Source organism: Bowmanella dokdonensis (assembly GCF_017254865.1).
GTDB classification, from domain to species: domain Bacteria; phylum Pseudomonadota; class Gammaproteobacteria; order Enterobacterales; family Alteromonadaceae; genus Bowmanella; species Bowmanella dokdonensis.
In genome coordinates, this window is sequence record NZ_JAFKCV010000002.1 from 266184 (window position 1) to 280231 (window position 14048).

The 14048-nt window shown below is 52.8% G+C and carries 17 protein-coding genes and 1 tRNA gene; 7 read left to right on the top strand and 11 right to left on the bottom strand.

Annotation, left to right across the window (positions count from 1 at the left end; translation table 11 throughout):
• Nucleotides 1-231: 231 nt before the first annotated feature.
• Nucleotides 232-323: transfer RNA gene (locus tag J0A66_RS04400), tRNA-Ser, on the bottom strand.
• A 219-nt stretch (nucleotides 324-542) separates the two neighbouring features.
• On the opposite strand from J0A66_RS04400, the gene J0A66_RS04405 reads away from it, so the two are divergent.
• From J0A66_RS04405 to J0A66_RS04425, 5 genes are read left to right on the top strand one after another with little or no spacing between them, the layout of a single operon-like run.
• Nucleotides 543-1211 (top strand): Bax inhibitor-1/YccA family protein, encoded by a 669-nt coding sequence (locus J0A66_RS04405; RefSeq protein ID WP_206572575.1) that lies wholly within the window; start codon nucleotides 543-545, stop codon nucleotides 1209-1211.
• A gap of 45 nt (nucleotides 1212-1256) precedes the next feature.
• On the top strand, nucleotides 1257-1637 hold the full coding sequence (gene tusD, locus J0A66_RS04410; RefSeq protein ID WP_206572576.1) for a sulfurtransferase complex subunit TusD: 381 nt from the start codon (nucleotides 1257-1259) through the stop codon (nucleotides 1635-1637).
• Nucleotides 1637-1993 carry a sulfurtransferase complex subunit TusC gene (gene tusC / locus J0A66_RS04415; RefSeq protein WP_241264014.1) on the top strand — a complete coding sequence of 119 codons (357 nt, stop codon included), beginning with the start codon at nucleotides 1637-1639 and terminating at the stop codon, nucleotides 1991-1993. Before tusD ends, tusC begins: the two co-directional genes overlap by 1 nt.
• Nucleotides 1993-2283 carry a sulfurtransferase complex subunit TusB gene (gene tusB, locus J0A66_RS04420; protein WP_206572577.1) on the top strand — a complete coding sequence of 97 codons (291 nt, stop codon included), beginning with the start codon at nucleotides 1993-1995 and terminating at the stop codon, nucleotides 2281-2283. Before tusC ends, tusB begins: the two co-directional genes overlap by 1 nt.
• Nucleotides 2280-2618: a TusE/DsrC/DsvC family sulfur relay protein gene (locus J0A66_RS04425; protein ID WP_206572578.1), complete on the top strand. Its 339-nt coding sequence runs from the start codon at nucleotides 2280-2282 to the stop codon at nucleotides 2616-2618. The genes tusB and J0A66_RS04425 overlap by 4 nt, the downstream gene beginning before the upstream one ends.
• 58 nt (nucleotides 2619-2676) lie before the next feature.
• Here the strand turns inward: J0A66_RS04425 and J0A66_RS23545 are convergent, their stop codons facing one another.
• From J0A66_RS23545 to lrp, 7 genes are all read right to left on the bottom strand, one after another.
• Nucleotides 2677-2808, bottom strand: coding sequence for a hypothetical protein (locus J0A66_RS23545; protein ID WP_277603518.1), 132 nt, complete (start codon nucleotides 2806-2808; stop codon nucleotides 2677-2679).
• Between the two features lie 146 nt (nucleotides 2809-2954).
• The gene (gene serS / locus J0A66_RS04430; protein ID WP_206572579.1) at nucleotides 2955-4244 is read right to left on the bottom strand and encodes a serine--tRNA ligase; all 1290 of its coding nucleotides are present in this window, start codon (nucleotides 4242-4244) and stop codon (nucleotides 2955-2957) included.
• Between the two features lie 9 nt (nucleotides 4245-4253).
• The gene (gene crcB / locus J0A66_RS04435; RefSeq protein ID WP_338143862.1) at nucleotides 4254-4655 is read right to left on the bottom strand and encodes a fluoride efflux transporter CrcB; all 402 of its coding nucleotides are present in this window, start codon (nucleotides 4653-4655) and stop codon (nucleotides 4254-4256) included.
• Nucleotides 4636-5952 (bottom strand): replication-associated recombination protein A, encoded by a 1317-nt coding sequence (locus J0A66_RS04440; RefSeq protein WP_206572581.1) that lies wholly within the window; start codon nucleotides 5950-5952, stop codon nucleotides 4636-4638. Before J0A66_RS04440 ends, crcB begins: the two co-directional genes overlap by 20 nt.
• Nucleotides 5952-6581: an outer membrane lipoprotein periplasmic chaperone LolA gene (lolA, locus tag J0A66_RS04445; protein WP_206572582.1), complete on the bottom strand. Its 630-nt coding sequence runs from the start codon at nucleotides 6579-6581 to the stop codon at nucleotides 5952-5954. Before lolA ends, J0A66_RS04440 begins: the two co-directional genes overlap by 1 nt.
• 106 nt (nucleotides 6582-6687) lie before the next feature.
• A complete protein-coding gene (locus J0A66_RS23975) occupies nucleotides 6688-9063 on the bottom strand; it encodes a DNA translocase FtsK 4TM domain-containing protein (RefSeq protein WP_206572583.1) in 2376 nt (791 codons plus the stop codon).
• A gap of 162 nt (nucleotides 9064-9225) precedes the next feature.
• Nucleotides 9226-9711, bottom strand: coding sequence for a leucine-responsive transcriptional regulator Lrp (gene lrp, locus J0A66_RS04455; RefSeq protein ID WP_206572584.1), 486 nt, complete (start codon nucleotides 9709-9711; stop codon nucleotides 9226-9228).
• Nucleotides 9712-9841: 130 nt separating this feature from the next.
• Here lrp and ald point away from each other — a divergent pair, with 130 nt between their 5' ends.
• Both ald and ppiC read left to right on the top strand, forming a co-directional pair.
• Nucleotides 9842-10972, top strand: coding sequence for an alanine dehydrogenase (gene ald, locus J0A66_RS04460; RefSeq protein WP_206572585.1), 1131 nt, complete (start codon nucleotides 9842-9844; stop codon nucleotides 10970-10972).
• A 240-nt stretch (nucleotides 10973-11212) separates the two neighbouring features.
• Nucleotides 11213-11494 carry a peptidylprolyl isomerase PpiC gene (gene ppiC, locus J0A66_RS04465; protein WP_206572586.1) on the top strand — a complete coding sequence of 94 codons (282 nt, stop codon included), beginning with the start codon at nucleotides 11213-11215 and terminating at the stop codon, nucleotides 11492-11494.
• Between the two features lie 244 nt (nucleotides 11495-11738).
• Here ppiC and J0A66_RS04470 read toward each other — a convergent pair whose 3' ends face one another.
• The 3 genes from J0A66_RS04470 to J0A66_RS04480 form a co-directional block, all read right to left on the bottom strand.
• Nucleotides 11739-11984 (bottom strand): EF-hand domain-containing protein, encoded by a 246-nt coding sequence (locus tag J0A66_RS04470; protein WP_206572587.1) that lies wholly within the window; start codon nucleotides 11982-11984, stop codon nucleotides 11739-11741.
• Nucleotides 11985-12080: 96 nt separating this feature from the next.
• Nucleotides 12081-13088, bottom strand: coding sequence for an oxygen-dependent tRNA uridine(34) hydroxylase TrhO (gene trhO / locus J0A66_RS04475; RefSeq protein WP_206572588.1), 1008 nt, complete (start codon nucleotides 13086-13088; stop codon nucleotides 12081-12083).
• 183 nt (nucleotides 13089-13271) lie between these two features.
• A complete protein-coding gene (locus J0A66_RS04480; RefSeq protein ID WP_206572589.1) occupies nucleotides 13272-14048 on the bottom strand; it encodes a TatD family hydrolase in 777 nt (258 codons plus the stop codon).

Consider the following 14048-nt stretch of genomic DNA (forward strand, 5'->3'; position numbering starts at 1 on the left):
CACCGGGATATTAAACTAAAAGACCCGCTCGTTGGCATGGTGAGCAGACAGGATTCTGGAAAGGGATTACTCCGGGCGTCCTGCCCTGCGCCCTTCGGGCCATCGCTGACGACGCGATGTTCAAAAACGTTCCTGACGTTTTTGTCGAACCCAAGGGGGCCCTCACCCCATTCCACCGGGATATTAAACAAAAAGACCCCGCTCTTTCGAGCGGGGTCTTTTTGTTTAATATGGCGGAGAGAGAGGGATTCGAACCCCCGGACGGTTTAACCCGTCGGCTGATTTCAAGTCAGCTGCATTCAACCGAGCTCTGCCATCTCTCCGAAGAGGGCTGCATACTAATGAGCTTTATTCGGCTTGTAAAGTGCAATTTTGTCTCTAAACCTCTGAATGATGAGACTTTGAGCAGTTTGCCGCTTCAACCGTCAAACCGCGACAACTTTAAGCCTTTGAGTACGGAATAACTTGAAAAAGGGAACTAAAGGCCATACAAATACACCAACAAAAGTGAATCTGTCACTGGTTTAACTTCGGAGTGAGTAATGGACCAAAGAACCCTGTATAGCAGTTCGTCTTCTGCCTCAGCGCTTGAGACCAACAAAGTATTACGCAATACCTATATGCTACTGGCCATGACCCTGGTATTCAGCGCAGTTTGTGCCGGTATCAGTATGGCAGTGGGCATAGGCCCGTTAGCCTCCCTGGTGATGAGTATCGGTGCGCTGGTCTTGTTGTTTGTGGTTCACAAGAAAGCCGATGACGCCTCGGGTATTTTCTGGGTTTTTGCTTTTACCGGCCTGCTTGGCGGCTCCCTGGGCTATATCCTGAACTTTTATGCCGGCTTCGCCAATGGCCCGCAACTCATTATGCAGGCATTCGGTGCCACGGCCTTGGTGTTCTTTGGTCTATCGGCCTATGCGCTAACCAGTAAAAAAGACTTCTCTTTTATGGGCGGTTTTTTAATGATAGGTCTGATCGTGGCCATCGTTGCAGGTATTGCCAATATCTTCCTGCAGATCCCCGCCATGAGTCTGGCTATCAGTGCTGGCATTGTGCTGATCATGTCTGGTCTGATCCTGTTTGACACAAGCCGGATCATCCACGGTGGTGAAACCAATTACATCCGTGCCACGGTAGGACTGTACCTGAGCATTTACAACATGTTTACTTCCATCCTGCACCTGTTGGGTGCGTTTGGTGGCGACGACTGATATATCCTGACGCCCTGTTCTCACAGGGCGTTTTCTTATCCCATCATGGCCACGTTCACGCTGCTTGTCACTTCCGCTCCTTTTGATACTCAGGCTACAGCAATACAGTTTGCCCAGGCCGTGTTAGCCTGTGGGCACCGAATTGAAGGCGTATTTTTTTATCAGGCCGGTGTCGCCCACGCCAACTGCTGGCAATCCTCTCCCTCGGATGAATATCAACCCTACCGCGCCTGGCAACAACTGGCAGCCTCAGGGGTACCGCTGCACGTCTGTGTGACCGCGGCTGCCAGACGAGGTCTGGTCAGTCCCACCGAAATGGAAGAAAGGAATCTGACCGGTTGCAATCTGATCCCCCCCTTCGAGGTCAGTGGGCTGGGCCAGTTGGTGGAACTGATTTCAAAAGCCGACAGACTGGTACAATTCTGATGTCAAGCCTGGCTATTGTTAACCAACGCGGTCCCCACGGCAGTAGCCAGGGTCAGGAAGCGCTGGACCTGGCACTTGTGGCGGGCACGTTTGGCCTGTCAGTTGGGTTGTTTTTCAGCCGTGATGGCGTGTTTCAATTGCTTAAACACCAGCAACCGGAAAATATACTGCGAAAAAATTACAGTAAGACCTTCGCCGCCCTGGAATTTTATGATGTGGACAGTATCGCAGTTTGTGCCGCAAGCCTGAGGGAAAGAGGATTGACCAGCCAGTCCCTGTGCATCGAGGCAGAGCTTCTGGAGCCTCAAGCCTTTGCACAGAGGATCAGCCAGTTTCAGCATTTAGTGAGCTTTTAATGATTCTTCACCTTATCAAAGCCAGTCCTTTTTCCAGTCAGAACCTGAATCAGTGTCTGCAGGAAATGGCAGAAAATGACGGTTTGTTGCTGATCCAGGATGCGGTCCTTGCAGTGACTGGAAATCAATCCTGGCATACTCCACTTAAGTCATTGAAACACTTCTATGTGTTGGAGGAAGACTTGCAGGCCCGGGGAATCGCTGAGGCGGCCATCCCCTTTCGCAGGGTAGATTATCAAAGGTTTGTTGCCCTCACCCTGGAGTTTGATAAGGTCAGGTCCTGGATATGAGTGGTGTGATGGAATTTGAGGGGCGGCAGATCCCCGTGGACAATTCAGGTTACCTGCTAAATCCTGCCGATTGGAGTCAGGAGCTGGCTGAACATATCGCCGAAAAAGAGCAGATAGCCATGACAGACCCCCACTGGGAAGTTGTGCACTTTGTGCGGAAATTTTATCTGGAGTTCAATACCAGTCCGGCTATCCGTGCCCTGGTCAAGGCAATGGAGAAGACCTACGGACCGGAGAAAGGCAATAGTCGGTACCTGCAACGACTGTTTCCGGAAGGTCCGGCCAAGCAGGCCAGTAAAATTGCCGGCTTACCCAAGCCGGCCAAGTGTTTGTGAGCAGTGACAAGGAAGATATGACAGCGCCTTGTGTCATTGTTACACGTTACTTTCAGCCCTAAGCCATCAGCCCGTTGTAGACTGTGGTAAACGCCATCCAAAGGAGATAGAAAACCATCCCCACCGTCAGGGCCATAGTGACGTAATACAGCAGCTTCATCAGCAAGCGCACTTCAGAGGTGACTTTCATATCTGTGCCTGCCTTCCAGGATAAATGTTATTCAAGCATAAACTACCAAACTTGTCCTGACCTGCCCAGTGTCCTCTGTTGGCCTACCAAATGATCTGACAAAAAAGGCTGTCTCTCGACAGCCAGCTTATCGGCTATCAACGGCCTCAGACAATTTGTTCAACACCGCCCATATATTCCCGCAGGGCATCGGGAATCTCCACACTGCCGTCGGCCTGCTGGTAGTTTTCCAGAATGGCCACCAGGGTGCGACCTACAGCCAGCCCCGAACCGTTCAGTGTATGCAGGAGCTCAGGCTTGCCCGTTTCCGGGTTACGATATCTGGCTTGCATGCGCCGGGCCTGGAAGTCCAGCATATTGGAGCAGGAAGAAATCTCACGATAAGTATCCTGGGCGGGTAACCAGACTTCAAGATCATAAGTCTTACCTGCTCCGAAGCCCATATCACCGGTACACAGCAGCATCTTGCGATACGGAAGCCCCAGTAGGCGCAGTACCCTTTCGGCATGCTCTGTCAACTCTTCCAGCGCCTCAAAGGACGCCTCTGGCCGAACTAATTGCACCAGTTCCACCTTGTCGAACTGATGCTGGCGAATCAGCCCCCGTGTATCCCGTCCATAAGATCCGGCTTCGCTGCGAAAACAGGGCGTATGGGCGGTCATCTTCAACGGCAATTGTTCTGCCGGAAAGATCTCGTCCCGGCCAATATTAGTCAGGGGAACCTCGGCAGTGGGGATCAGTGACAACCCCTGTCCTTCTTCAGTAGCGGGACCAGTATGGAACAAGTCATCACCAAACTTGGGCAACTGGCCAGTGCCATACAAACTGTCTGCGTTGACCAGATAGGGTACGTAAACTTCCTGGTACTCATGCTCGTTGGTGTGCAGGTCCAGCATAAACTGGGTCAGGGCACGATGCAGACGGGCGACTTTTCCGCGCATTACCACAAAACGTGAACCACTGAGTTTAACCGCCGTCTCAAAGTCCAGCCCTTTATCCAGGCCAGAGGCGATGTCTACATGGTCCTTGACCACGAAATCGAACTGCCGGGGCGTTCCCCAGCGACTGATTTCCCGGTTATCTGACTCATCCTTACCCACAGGCACCGACTCATGGGGCAGGTTGGGCAAACCCAGGGCGAGTTGATTGATTTCATCAAGCAGCACATTGAGTTCGTGCTTGGCCGCATCAAGATCATCCCCCAGCTTGCCGACTTCTGCCAGCAAAGGGGCAATATCTTCACCGGCCGCTTTGGCCTTGCCGATATTCTTGGAGCGAACATTGCGTTCATTCTGCAGATCCTGCGTGCGTACCTGCAATGCTTTACGCTTCTCCTCCAGTTCATTGAACCTGGCCACATCCAGCGTAAAGCCACGAGTGGCCAGCCGCTTGGCGGTTTCTTCTATTTCACTACGCAAATACTTGGGATCTAACATTCTCTGTGATCAACCCTTCATCATAATCAGTTTAATTCCCAGCCAGGCAGCCGCCAGGCAGCACAGCAGGTTTAACAGGACATTGGTTCCCGCTTTCAACCAGGCCCCCTGCTGCATCAGCAACAGAGTATCCAGGGAAAAGGTGGAAAAGGTGGTCAAGGCACCGATGAAACCTATGCTGAGAAAGGTTCGCCAGGGATGCGCGCCAACATATTCACTCTCGATCAGACCATAAATGATGCCGATCATGCAGGAACCAAGAATATTGACTATGAGTGTACCAAAGGGAAAACCTTTGCCAAACCACTGCATCGTCAATTGAGAAATAAAATAACGCAAGCAGGCACCCATGGCCCCGCCAGCAGCAATCATGCCATACAGGCCCAGGCTACTAATAACGTTTGTTGCCACTTTGCTCATCCTGCTCGCGTAAATAATCCAGCTTGGCGCGGATTTGCTTTTCCAGGCCCCGGTCATTCGGCTGATAGTAGTGTCTATCCTTCAGCTCCACGGGCAGGTAGGATTCTCCGGCAGCATAGGCACCGGGCTCGTTGTGGGCATAACGGTACTCCCGGCCAAAGCCCTGGTCTTTCATCAACTTGGTTGGCGCATTACGAAGATGGAGTGGCACCTCATAATTGGGCAACTCCCTGGCATCCTGCCTGGCTTGGTTAAAGGCCAGATAGACCGCATTGCTTTTTGGCGCACTGGCACAATACAACAGCGCCTGAGCAATAGCACGCTCCCCCTCTGCCGGACCAACCCGGTGAAATATATCCCAGGCATTCAGGCAAATCTGCAGGGCCCGGGGGTCGGCGTTGCCAATATCTTCCGAGGCGATGGCCAGTAGACGCCTGGCCGCCACCAATGGGTCCGCACCGGCGTCCAGCATCCTGGCGTACCAGTACAGGGCCCCATCCGGCGATGAGCCCCTGACAGACTTGTGCAGTGCCGACAGCATATCGTAGAACTGATCCCCTCCCTTGTCGAAGGAAGCCACCTTACCTCCAACTGCCTCCTGGATCATGTCAGAGCTGATCTGTCCCTGCTCGGCAAAGTCAGCTGCCAGTTCCAGATAGTTAAGCAAACGGCGTCCGTCCCCATCGGCCAGTTGGGTGAGCAGGACCCTTGCCTCTGCTGTAATGGTCAGGGATTTCAGTCTGGGCTGGTCCAAAGCCCTGGCCAACAGAGGATAAAGCTCATCCTCGGCCAGTTTTTTCAGTACGTAAACCCGGGCACGGGACAACAAGGCACCGTTAAGTTCAAAGGAAGGGTTCTCGGTTGTTGCCCCGATAAAGATCACAGTGCCGTCTTCAATATGGGGAAGAAAGGCGTCCTGCTGACTCTTGTTGAAGCGGTGTACTTCATCCACAAAAAGCAAGGTCTTCTTGGCCCTGGATTGTGCCTGATGCCTGGCATTGTCGATGGCCAGACGAATATCCTTGATACCCGAGGTCACTGCGGAAATTCGCTCCACATGTGCATCACAGTATCGGGCAATCAGCTCGGCCAGGGTGGTTTTGCCCGTACCAGGGGGGCCCCAAAGAATCATGGAGTGAGCCCTGCCCTGCTCCAATGCCTGGCGCAGGGGCTTGCCCGGTGCCAGTATATGCCGTTGGCCGGCATAATCCTCCAGGCGAGTCGGGCGCATCAGGGCCGCCAGGGGCTGATAGGGATTCTCAGCACCAAAATCTAATTGCTGGGACATTAGTGATTCAAACTGCCGGTCTGCACCTGGCGCTGATCATCCAGTTCATATCCTTGTGGCAGACTGAACTCAAATAACGCCGGGGATAAGTCGGGATTCTGCTGTATCTGAGAAAACGTCAGTTCGCTGGTCTGTTGCTGTCTGTCCAGCATAGTCAATGCCACCAGCTTGTCTGCGTCAAATGTCAGGATCAGGCTGGCTATCTGGCTGCTGTCTGACTTGGCAGTGATTTGATAACGGCCGTTAAGCCGGCTGACTTCAAAATCCTGCCAGTGGTGACTGTCTGGTTCAGCCAGCAGGATAAGAGGGTTGTTCTGCACAGCCGATTGCTGGTCTATGGCGATGGCCTGTTCCACGAAGGGATCCAGATGCCAGACCGTCTGCCCGTCGGCAATCAGAATATTGTTATCGGGAGCATAGAGTTCCCAACGCAACTTGTTCGGTTGTTGCAATTGCAAACGGCCCTGCCCCTGTTGCACTGTCTCCCCCTGTCCATCGGTGACCCGCTGGCTGAACTCGGCCTGGTAACTGTGCAGATTGTTCAGCCGGGCCTTAAGACTCTCCGCAGCTTCATTGGCCGTGGCCTGGAGCCCTAACAGACATAATCCGATCAGAAAATATTTTTTCATAGCACTCTTTTAAAATTAAACTCTGTCCGTAGTCTGCCCGACCAGGCTGACCTTAAACTGAACAGCTGGCGTTTTCTGGCCAATGAACGCTGTCAACTGACCTCATTCACACTGGCGGTGGCGCCAATACTTCCCGGTTACCGTTGTGGCCCTGGGCACTGACGACCCCGCTCATTTCCATTTGCTCAACAATCCTCGCTGCCCGGTTATAACCGATGCGGAACTGGCGCTGCACACTGGACACGGACGCCCGTCGGCTCTGGGTAACAAAGGAAACCGCCTCGTCATATAAAGGATCGGCCTCTGCATCATCCCCTTCGGCCTGTTCCCCGGGCAACAACACCTCGGTGCTGCCTTCGCCGCTTAAGATCTCATCGATATAATTGGGTTTACCGCGCTTCTGCCAGTCGGCCACCACCGCGTGTACTTCATGATCATCCACAAAAGCGCCGTGCACCCGGGTTGGTACACCGGTTCCGGGCGGCAGGTAAAGCATGTCCCCCTGACCAAGGAGGGCCTCGGCCCCCTGCTGATCCAGAATAGTTCTGGAGTCGATTTTCGATGACACCTGAAAGGCAATGCGGGTGGGGATATTGGCTTTAATGAGGCCGGTAATCACATCCACGGACGGGCGCTGGGTAGCCAGAATCAGGTGGATACCGGCAGCCCTGGCTTTTTGCGCAATACGGGCAATCAATTCCTCAACTTTCTTGCCGACTATCATCATCATGTCGGCAAATTCATCCACTACCACCACGATACTGGGCAGCTTTTCCAGATCCGGCGCTTCTGGCTCCATGCTCTGTTCGGACTTCCACAGAGGATCCTTGATGGGCTGGCCGGCCTCAATCGCTTCTTTAATCTTAAGGTTGTAGCCTTTAAGGTTCCTGACGCCCAGGGCCGACATCAAACGATAACGACGCTCCATCTCCCCCACACACCAGCGCAGTGCGTTAGCGGCCTCCTTCATGTCGGTGACCACCTCGGCCAGCAAATGGGGAATGCCTTCATAAACAGACAGCTCCAGCATCTTAGGATCGATCATGATCAGGCGTACGTCTTCGGGGGTGGATTTATACAACAGACTGAGGATCATGACGTTAACCCCCACCGATTTGCCCGACCCCGTGGTGCCGGCCACCAGCAAATGGGGCATCCTGGCCAGATCCACCACCACCGGCTTCCCTGCTATATCCTTACCCAGCACCATGGTCAGGTGGGAGCCGGAATTCTGGAAAGCATCGCATTCAATAACTTCGGATAACCTGACCATTTCCCGGTGCTTATTGGGCAACTCCAGACCGATAACCGATTTGCCGGGAATGACCTCGACTACCCGTACTGATATAGCCGACATGGCGCGGGCCAAATCCTTGGACAGGGTGGAGATTTTTGCCACCTTTACACCTGGGGCCAAGTCCAGTTCAAAACGGGTAATCACAGGTCCGGGATAGACGCCGACCACACGGGCTTCAATACTGAAATCCGCCAGTTTGGCTTCCACCAGCCGCGAGGCTTCCTCCAGCTCTTCCTGGGTGATGGGGTTCTTCACCTTATCCGGTCTGTCCAGCAGATTGACCGACGGCATTACCCCCTCGACCTTCATATCTTCTTCCAGCTCAGACAGGGTTTTATGTCTGGGCTTGCTGTTTCTTGCTTTGTCAGGGTGGGGTTCTGGTTTGAGGTCTTTTTTGCTTTCGGCGGCTTTTCTGAGCACAGCAGGCTCGTCCAGAGAAAGTCCGGCATCCTCTTCATCTGCGCCAAAATGGAAAACCGGCTCCACTGCAGGTTCACGTCTGGATGCAACTGGCTGGCTGGGAGGGTTCTCACTGTCTGACTTCATCCGGTCCTTACCCATGGAGGAAAACACCGGTTTAGGCAACTGCAGGCTCTGCACCCGGGTCGGCAGTGCAGCCGTACCTTTGGCCAGACGGATACTCAGAGCACCCAGGGTATCTATCATGGCCAGCCAGGAAATCCCCGTCATCAGGGTAAAGCCTGTACAGAAGAAACAGAGCAACAGCAGGATAGTGCCGGCCAGATTGAAATAAGGCAGCAGCTTGCCACTGATCGCATCACCGACAAACCCGCCGGCAGAGAAGATAAACAGGTCATCGAAATTCAGGCTGGCCAGGCCGGTGGCCCCTACCATCAACAACACAAAGCCAATCAATCGCAGGCCGATGGTCAGATAATCCAGCTCCAGCAAATGCCGGGTCTGCTGAAACAAAAACCAGCCCAGCAAGGCAGCACCAAAGGGAAACAGATAGGCGATATAACCGAAAGTATTCAGCAAAATATCGGAAAACCAGGCGCCGATAGGGCCGGCAGCATTATGCACTTCCTCACGCAAGCCAGCCTGGCTCCAACTGGGATCGGCCGGGTCAAAAGAGGCCAGGGCCAACAACAGAAACAGCGCGAAGGCACTGCACACTATCATGCCCACTTCCATAATCCGTTGGATACCCGAGAGTCGCGCCATAAAAATCATTGTTATTCTAGTAGTTCAAACCGCCCCCAAAGATACCAGCCAGGCGGTGAAAATCCTAGCTTCTCGGTCCATAAAGCCTGGTTTAATTCACAGTGGTTTTTATCTTTGCCGATTTATTGCACAGAAACTCCAGCGCCCCTTGTCAGCGGTCACTTATTTAAGATTAATCTTAATAGCGCCGGTGTGTTTAACCTCTTCCATCACCACATAGGTTCGGGACTCGCTCACTCCCGGCAGGCCGAGCAGTGTGTCCCCCAGCAGCTTCCGATAGCTTGACATGTCGGCGACCCGGGCCTTGAGCAGAAAATCAAAATCCCCTGCCACCAGATGGCATTCCTGGATATCATCCAGCTTTCGCACCGCAGCAGAAAACTCTGCGAAGATATCCGTAGAGGTCTTGGTCAGGGTGATCTCGACAAATACCAGCATGGCGGCACCCAGCTTGTTAGGATCCACCTTGGCATGATAGCCGATGACGTAGCCCTGTTGCTCCAGTCTGCGCACTCTCTCTAAGCATGGCGTGGGGCTTAGTCCCACCCTTCTGGACAGTTCCACATTGGATATTCTTCCGTCTTTTTGCAACTCAACCAGTATATTGCGGTCGATTCTGTCCAGATGTTTGGGGGTTTTAACCAGCATGGATTCATCTGCTTATCATTTCTTTTTCAGCATTATATCCTGCCATCGAAGATTCTTCAGCACACTCTTCTAATAATCTTCCCCTATACTTCGCGTTTTACAAAAAACCACTAGTAAAGGTGATGTGAACATGTTGATCGGTGTACCCAAAGAAATTAAAAACCATGAATACCGTGTTGGCCTGACCCCTGCTGCGGTCAAGGAGTTTGTTACCCACGGTCACCAGGTAATAGTGCAGAAAGATGCAGGTACCTCCATTGGTTTTACGGATGACCAGTATGAAGCGGCCGGAGCCAGCATCAGCCACGACGCCGACAGTATCTTTGCCAAGGCTGAAATGATCGTTAAGGTTAAAGAGCCGCAGCCCAATGAGTGCAAAATGCTCAGCAAGGGCCAGACCCTCTACACTTATCTGCACCTGGCGCCTGACCCGACCCAAACCGAACTGCTGGTTGCTTCAGGCGCCACCTGTATTGCCTATGAGACGGTCACCGATGCCCGCAACGGATTGCCTTTACTCGCCCCCATGTCAGAAGTGGCTGGCCGCATGTCCATCCAGGCCGGTGCCCATTATCTTGAAAAAGCCCATGGCGGCAGCGGTACACTTTTGGGTGGCGTCCCCGGCGTTGCCCCCGGCAAGGTGCTTATCGTTGGTGGTGGTGTGGTTGGTACCAATGCAGCCAAGATGGCTCTGGGTTTGGGAGCCGATGTGACCATAGTGGATCGTTCCCTGACGCGCCTGCGCGAGCTGGACGATATTTTCCGTGGCCAGGTCAAAACCGTCTTCTCCACCGTGGACGCCATAGAATATTACTCAGCCAAGGCGGATCTGGTGGTTGGTGCCGTACTCATACCAGGTGCGGCGGCACCCAAGTTACTGACCGCCGAGCATATCCGCAGCATGAAGGAAGGGTCGGTTATCGTCGATGTGGCCATCGATCAGGGTGGCTGCTTTGAAACAGCCCGCGCCACCACACACCAGGATCCGGTTTATGTGGTCGATGGGGTTGTACACTACTGCGTGGCAAACATGCCCGGCGGTGTGGCCCGTACTTCCACCATGGCGTTGAATAACGCTACCCTGCCCTTCGGTCTGGCCCTGGCCAACAAAGGACCGAAGAAAGCCATGCTGGACGATGTACACCTGCTTAACGGTCTGAACGTGCATGAAGGCAAAGTCACCTACAAGGCCGTGGTGGATGCTCTGGGTGAGAAGCTGGGTCTGACCTACACGGATGCCCGGACCGCCCTGGGTGCCTGATTTCAGGCGAGTGATTGAAAAAGCGCCCTAGGGGGCGCTTTTTTGTCTGACTAACAGATGCTGGCTTGACGGTTCCCCTCTCCAAGGTAACGGGTGAGAAATGGGCATTGCGTACTTTCCCCTGTTCTTTCAAATAGGCTAAATTCGACTGGCCTCCCACAGTGCTGGAAGAAAGCTATCACTGTATGGACTGGCCGGCAGGCCTATTAAGTAATGAAACCTCTCAATTCAGGACTCTACATGCCCAGACTGGCCGCCGCGTTGCATATTCTGGTAAAAACTGAGCAGGAATGCCGCGCACTGAAACAACAAATTGAGCAAGGTGCCAGTTTTCAACACCTGGCCAAAAAGCACTCGATCTGTCCGTCTGGAAAGCGCGGCGGGGACCTCGGTGAATTCAGACAGGGCGAGATGGCACCAGCATTTGACAAAGCGGTGTTCAAGGGGCCGGAATTGCAGATCCAGGGACCGGTGAAAACCCGGTTTGGTTACCACCTGATCAAAGTACTGTACAGACGGTAATCTGATACCCTCCTCTTACTTCCTGGCTATACTGCGCTGGACAGCAAGACGCAGGAACAGCCCGGAGGCCGCATTGACTTTATACAGCCTTAATCTTCCCATCATCTGTTTGTAACCGGGGTTGTCGAAAGGCAGGACCCAGTAACTCTATAGCCTCGGAGTAACTTATCCGCAGTGTCTGCAAGCCACCAACTAAAAAGGCGCCCATCAGGACGCCTTCTGTGCGTTTGCAAAACAAATTTACTCAGTATTCCCACCAACCCTGTTGCCACCAGATGAGAAACTCAGCGAAATCAATATGGCCGTCCTGATTTTTATCAATTAGGTCAAAAGCCTCTTCCACCACCTTGACCTTGGTCTTTGGCGAAAGCACTGTGAGTAGCTCAATAAACTCACCCAAATCGATCATGCCGTTGTTATCGCTGTCAAAAAAATCGAACTCTTTACGGATTTCGGCTATCTGGCTGTCATTCAATGCCTGTTCAGACATGTTACTTCCTTTTCGTACAGATTATCTCTGTCGGTAGTTTACTGAAACTTGCGAAGCCGCAACAGTCACAGAGGGTATTTTTACAGGTCCCGGCTGTTATTTGGTCTTGGCTGTGTTGTTATTCCTGGTTGCCAGAGCCCTGGCCCGCCTTTCCTCAGCCTTCTGCCTGCGTCTTTGCTCCATGGCGATACGCGCCTCGGCACCCACATGCTCTTCGTCGCGCTGGCGGGCCAGGTTAACCTGCTTCTCCCGTTCACGAAAACGGGCCAACTGCTCTTCGCTGTGCTTGCCGTGGCACTTGGGGCAACTGACTCCCCTCTCATATTTGTCACTCTGCTTGTCTTGTTCCGTAATAGGCAACCGGCAGGCATAACACTGATCATAATGACTGCGCTCAAGGTCATGATTTACCGCCACCCGGTTATCGAACACGAAACAATCGCCCTGCCACAGACTTTGCTCTTTGGGCATTTCCTCAAGGTATTTGAGAATACCGCCTTCCAGATGATAAACCTCCTCGAACCCCTGCTCTTTGAGATAGGCGGTGGACTTTTCACAGCGAATGCCGCCGGTACAGAACATGGCGACCTTCTTGTGTTTAGCCGGATCCAGATTGTTCCTTACATAGCGGGGAAAGTCGCGGAAAGACTCAGTATTGGGATTCACGGCGTTCTGGAATGTGCCAATCTCGATTTCATAGTCATTGCGTGTATCGATCAGCAGCACTTCGGGATCCGAAATCAGTTGATTCCAGTTGACCGCGTTGACATAGGTGCCCACAGTACGACGCGGATCGATCCCTTCCACCCCCATGGTCACGATCTCTTTTTTCAGTTTGACCTTGGTGCGATGGAATGGCTGCTCCTGGTCATAGGATTCTTTGTAACTAATGGGATTAAGTCTTTGATCGGCGTTCAGCCAACCGAGCAGATTATCAATAGCCTGACGACTGCCAGAGACGGTGCCGTTAATCCCCTCATGGGCGAGCAGCAAGGTCCCTTTTATGCCCTGTCCTTCCATAAATTCAGACAGGGGTCGGCGAAGCTCCTGATAATTTTCCAGGGTAACGAATTTGTATAGCGCACAGACTACATACTTGGACATTACATATACCTCTTAAGCACACTGGAACGTAAAACCAGCGCCTAATGACACCGGGCCGGTACCGACCCGAAACCGGCGGGCATTTTACTGCAACAGGTCCAAAAAATTAAGGGCTTTGCCAAGCCCCGTTGAGATCGGCCGGGTAGAGCATCCTGCCGGCTTTGTGGGCGCCTGACGTTACTGCTACTCAGTCGCTCTGCAGTGGTCAAATAAGGTATAGAAATTATCAGTGGTCACTTGCGCCAGCCTTTGCAATGGAATCTCCTTTAAATCGGCAATAAACTGGGCCACATCGGTGACATAGGCCGGTTCATTGGGTTGTCCCCTGTGCGGGACCGGTGCCAGCCAGGGGCTGTCCGTTTCAATCAGCAGTCTGTCCAGCGGCAGTTCTCTGACCACCTGTTGCAGTTCTTTGGCTCCGTTGAAGGTCACGATCCCCGAGATGGAAATATAAAAATCCATTTCAATGGCGGCCCTTGCCATCTCCAGGCTCTCGGTGAAACAGTGTAAAACCCCTCTGGTATGGCTCGCCTTATGGGCTTTTAACAGGGCAATGGTGTCTTCCCTGGCGTCCCTGGTATGAATAATCAGCGGCTTATTCAGCTCATTGGCTACCCTGATGTGATCAATAAAGGATTGTTGCTGTAACTCTCGGGTTTCAGCGCTGTAGTAGTAATCCAGGCCGGTCTCGCCAATAGCCACCACTTCTGGACGGCTGGCTTTTTGCAGCAACTCGTCATAACTGCAAACATCGTCCTGGTGCAATGGATGTACGCCGCAAGAGACCGAAACATCGTCGAAGCCTTTGACCGCCTCATACATGGAGTCGAATTCGCGCACGGAAACGCAGACACAGAGGAAATGTTCAACCCCCCTTTGCCTGGCTCGTTCCACTAATTCATTCAATTCTTCGGGATTTTTATCCAGCCTGTCCAGATGACAGTGTGAATCGACAAACAA

Coding starts and splice junctions, on each gene's coding strand:
- J0A66_RS04405 (WP_206572575.1), top strand. CDS start 543: ATGGACCAAAGAACCCTGTATAGCAGTTCGTCTTCTGCCTCAGCGCTT.
- tusD (WP_206572576.1), top strand. CDS start 1,257: ATGGCCACGTTCACGCTGCTTGTCACTTCCGCTCCTTTTGATACTCAG.
- tusC (WP_241264014.1), top strand. CDS start 1,637: ATGTCAAGCCTGGCTATTGTTAACCAACGCGGTCCCCACGGCAGTAGC.
- tusB (WP_206572577.1), top strand. CDS start 1,993: ATGATTCTTCACCTTATCAAAGCCAGTCCTTTTTCCAGTCAGAACCTG.
- J0A66_RS04425 (WP_206572578.1), top strand. CDS start 2,280: ATGAGTGGTGTGATGGAATTTGAGGGGCGGCAGATCCCCGTGGACAAT.
- J0A66_RS23545 (WP_277603518.1), bottom strand. CDS start 2,808: ATGAAAGTCACCTCTGAAGTGCGCTTGCTGATGAAGCTGCTGTATTAC.
- serS (WP_206572579.1), bottom strand. CDS start 4,244: ATGTTAGATCCCAAGTATTTGCGTAGTGAAATAGAAGAAACCGCCAAG.
- J0A66_RS04440 (WP_206572581.1), bottom strand. CDS start 5,952: ATGTCCCAGCAATTAGATTTTGGTGCTGAGAATCCCTATCAGCCCCTG.
- lolA (WP_206572582.1), bottom strand. CDS start 6,581: ATGAAAAAATATTTTCTGATCGGATTATGTCTGTTAGGGCTCCAGGCC.
- J0A66_RS23975 (WP_206572583.1), bottom strand. CDS start 9,063: ATGGCGCGACTCTCGGGTATCCAACGGATTATGGAAGTGGGCATGATA.
- lrp (WP_206572584.1), bottom strand. CDS start 9,711: ATGCTGGTTAAAACCCCCAAACATCTGGACAGAATCGACCGCAATATA.
- ald (WP_206572585.1), top strand. CDS start 9,842: ATGTTGATCGGTGTACCCAAAGAAATTAAAAACCATGAATACCGTGTT.
- ppiC (WP_206572586.1), top strand. CDS start 11,213: ATGCCCAGACTGGCCGCCGCGTTGCATATTCTGGTAAAAACTGAGCAG.
- J0A66_RS04470 (WP_206572587.1), bottom strand. CDS start 11,984: ATGTCTGAACAGGCATTGAATGACAGCCAGATAGCCGAAATCCGTAAA.
- trhO (WP_206572588.1), bottom strand. CDS start 13,088: ATGTCCAAGTATGTAGTCTGTGCGCTATACAAATTCGTTACCCTGGAA.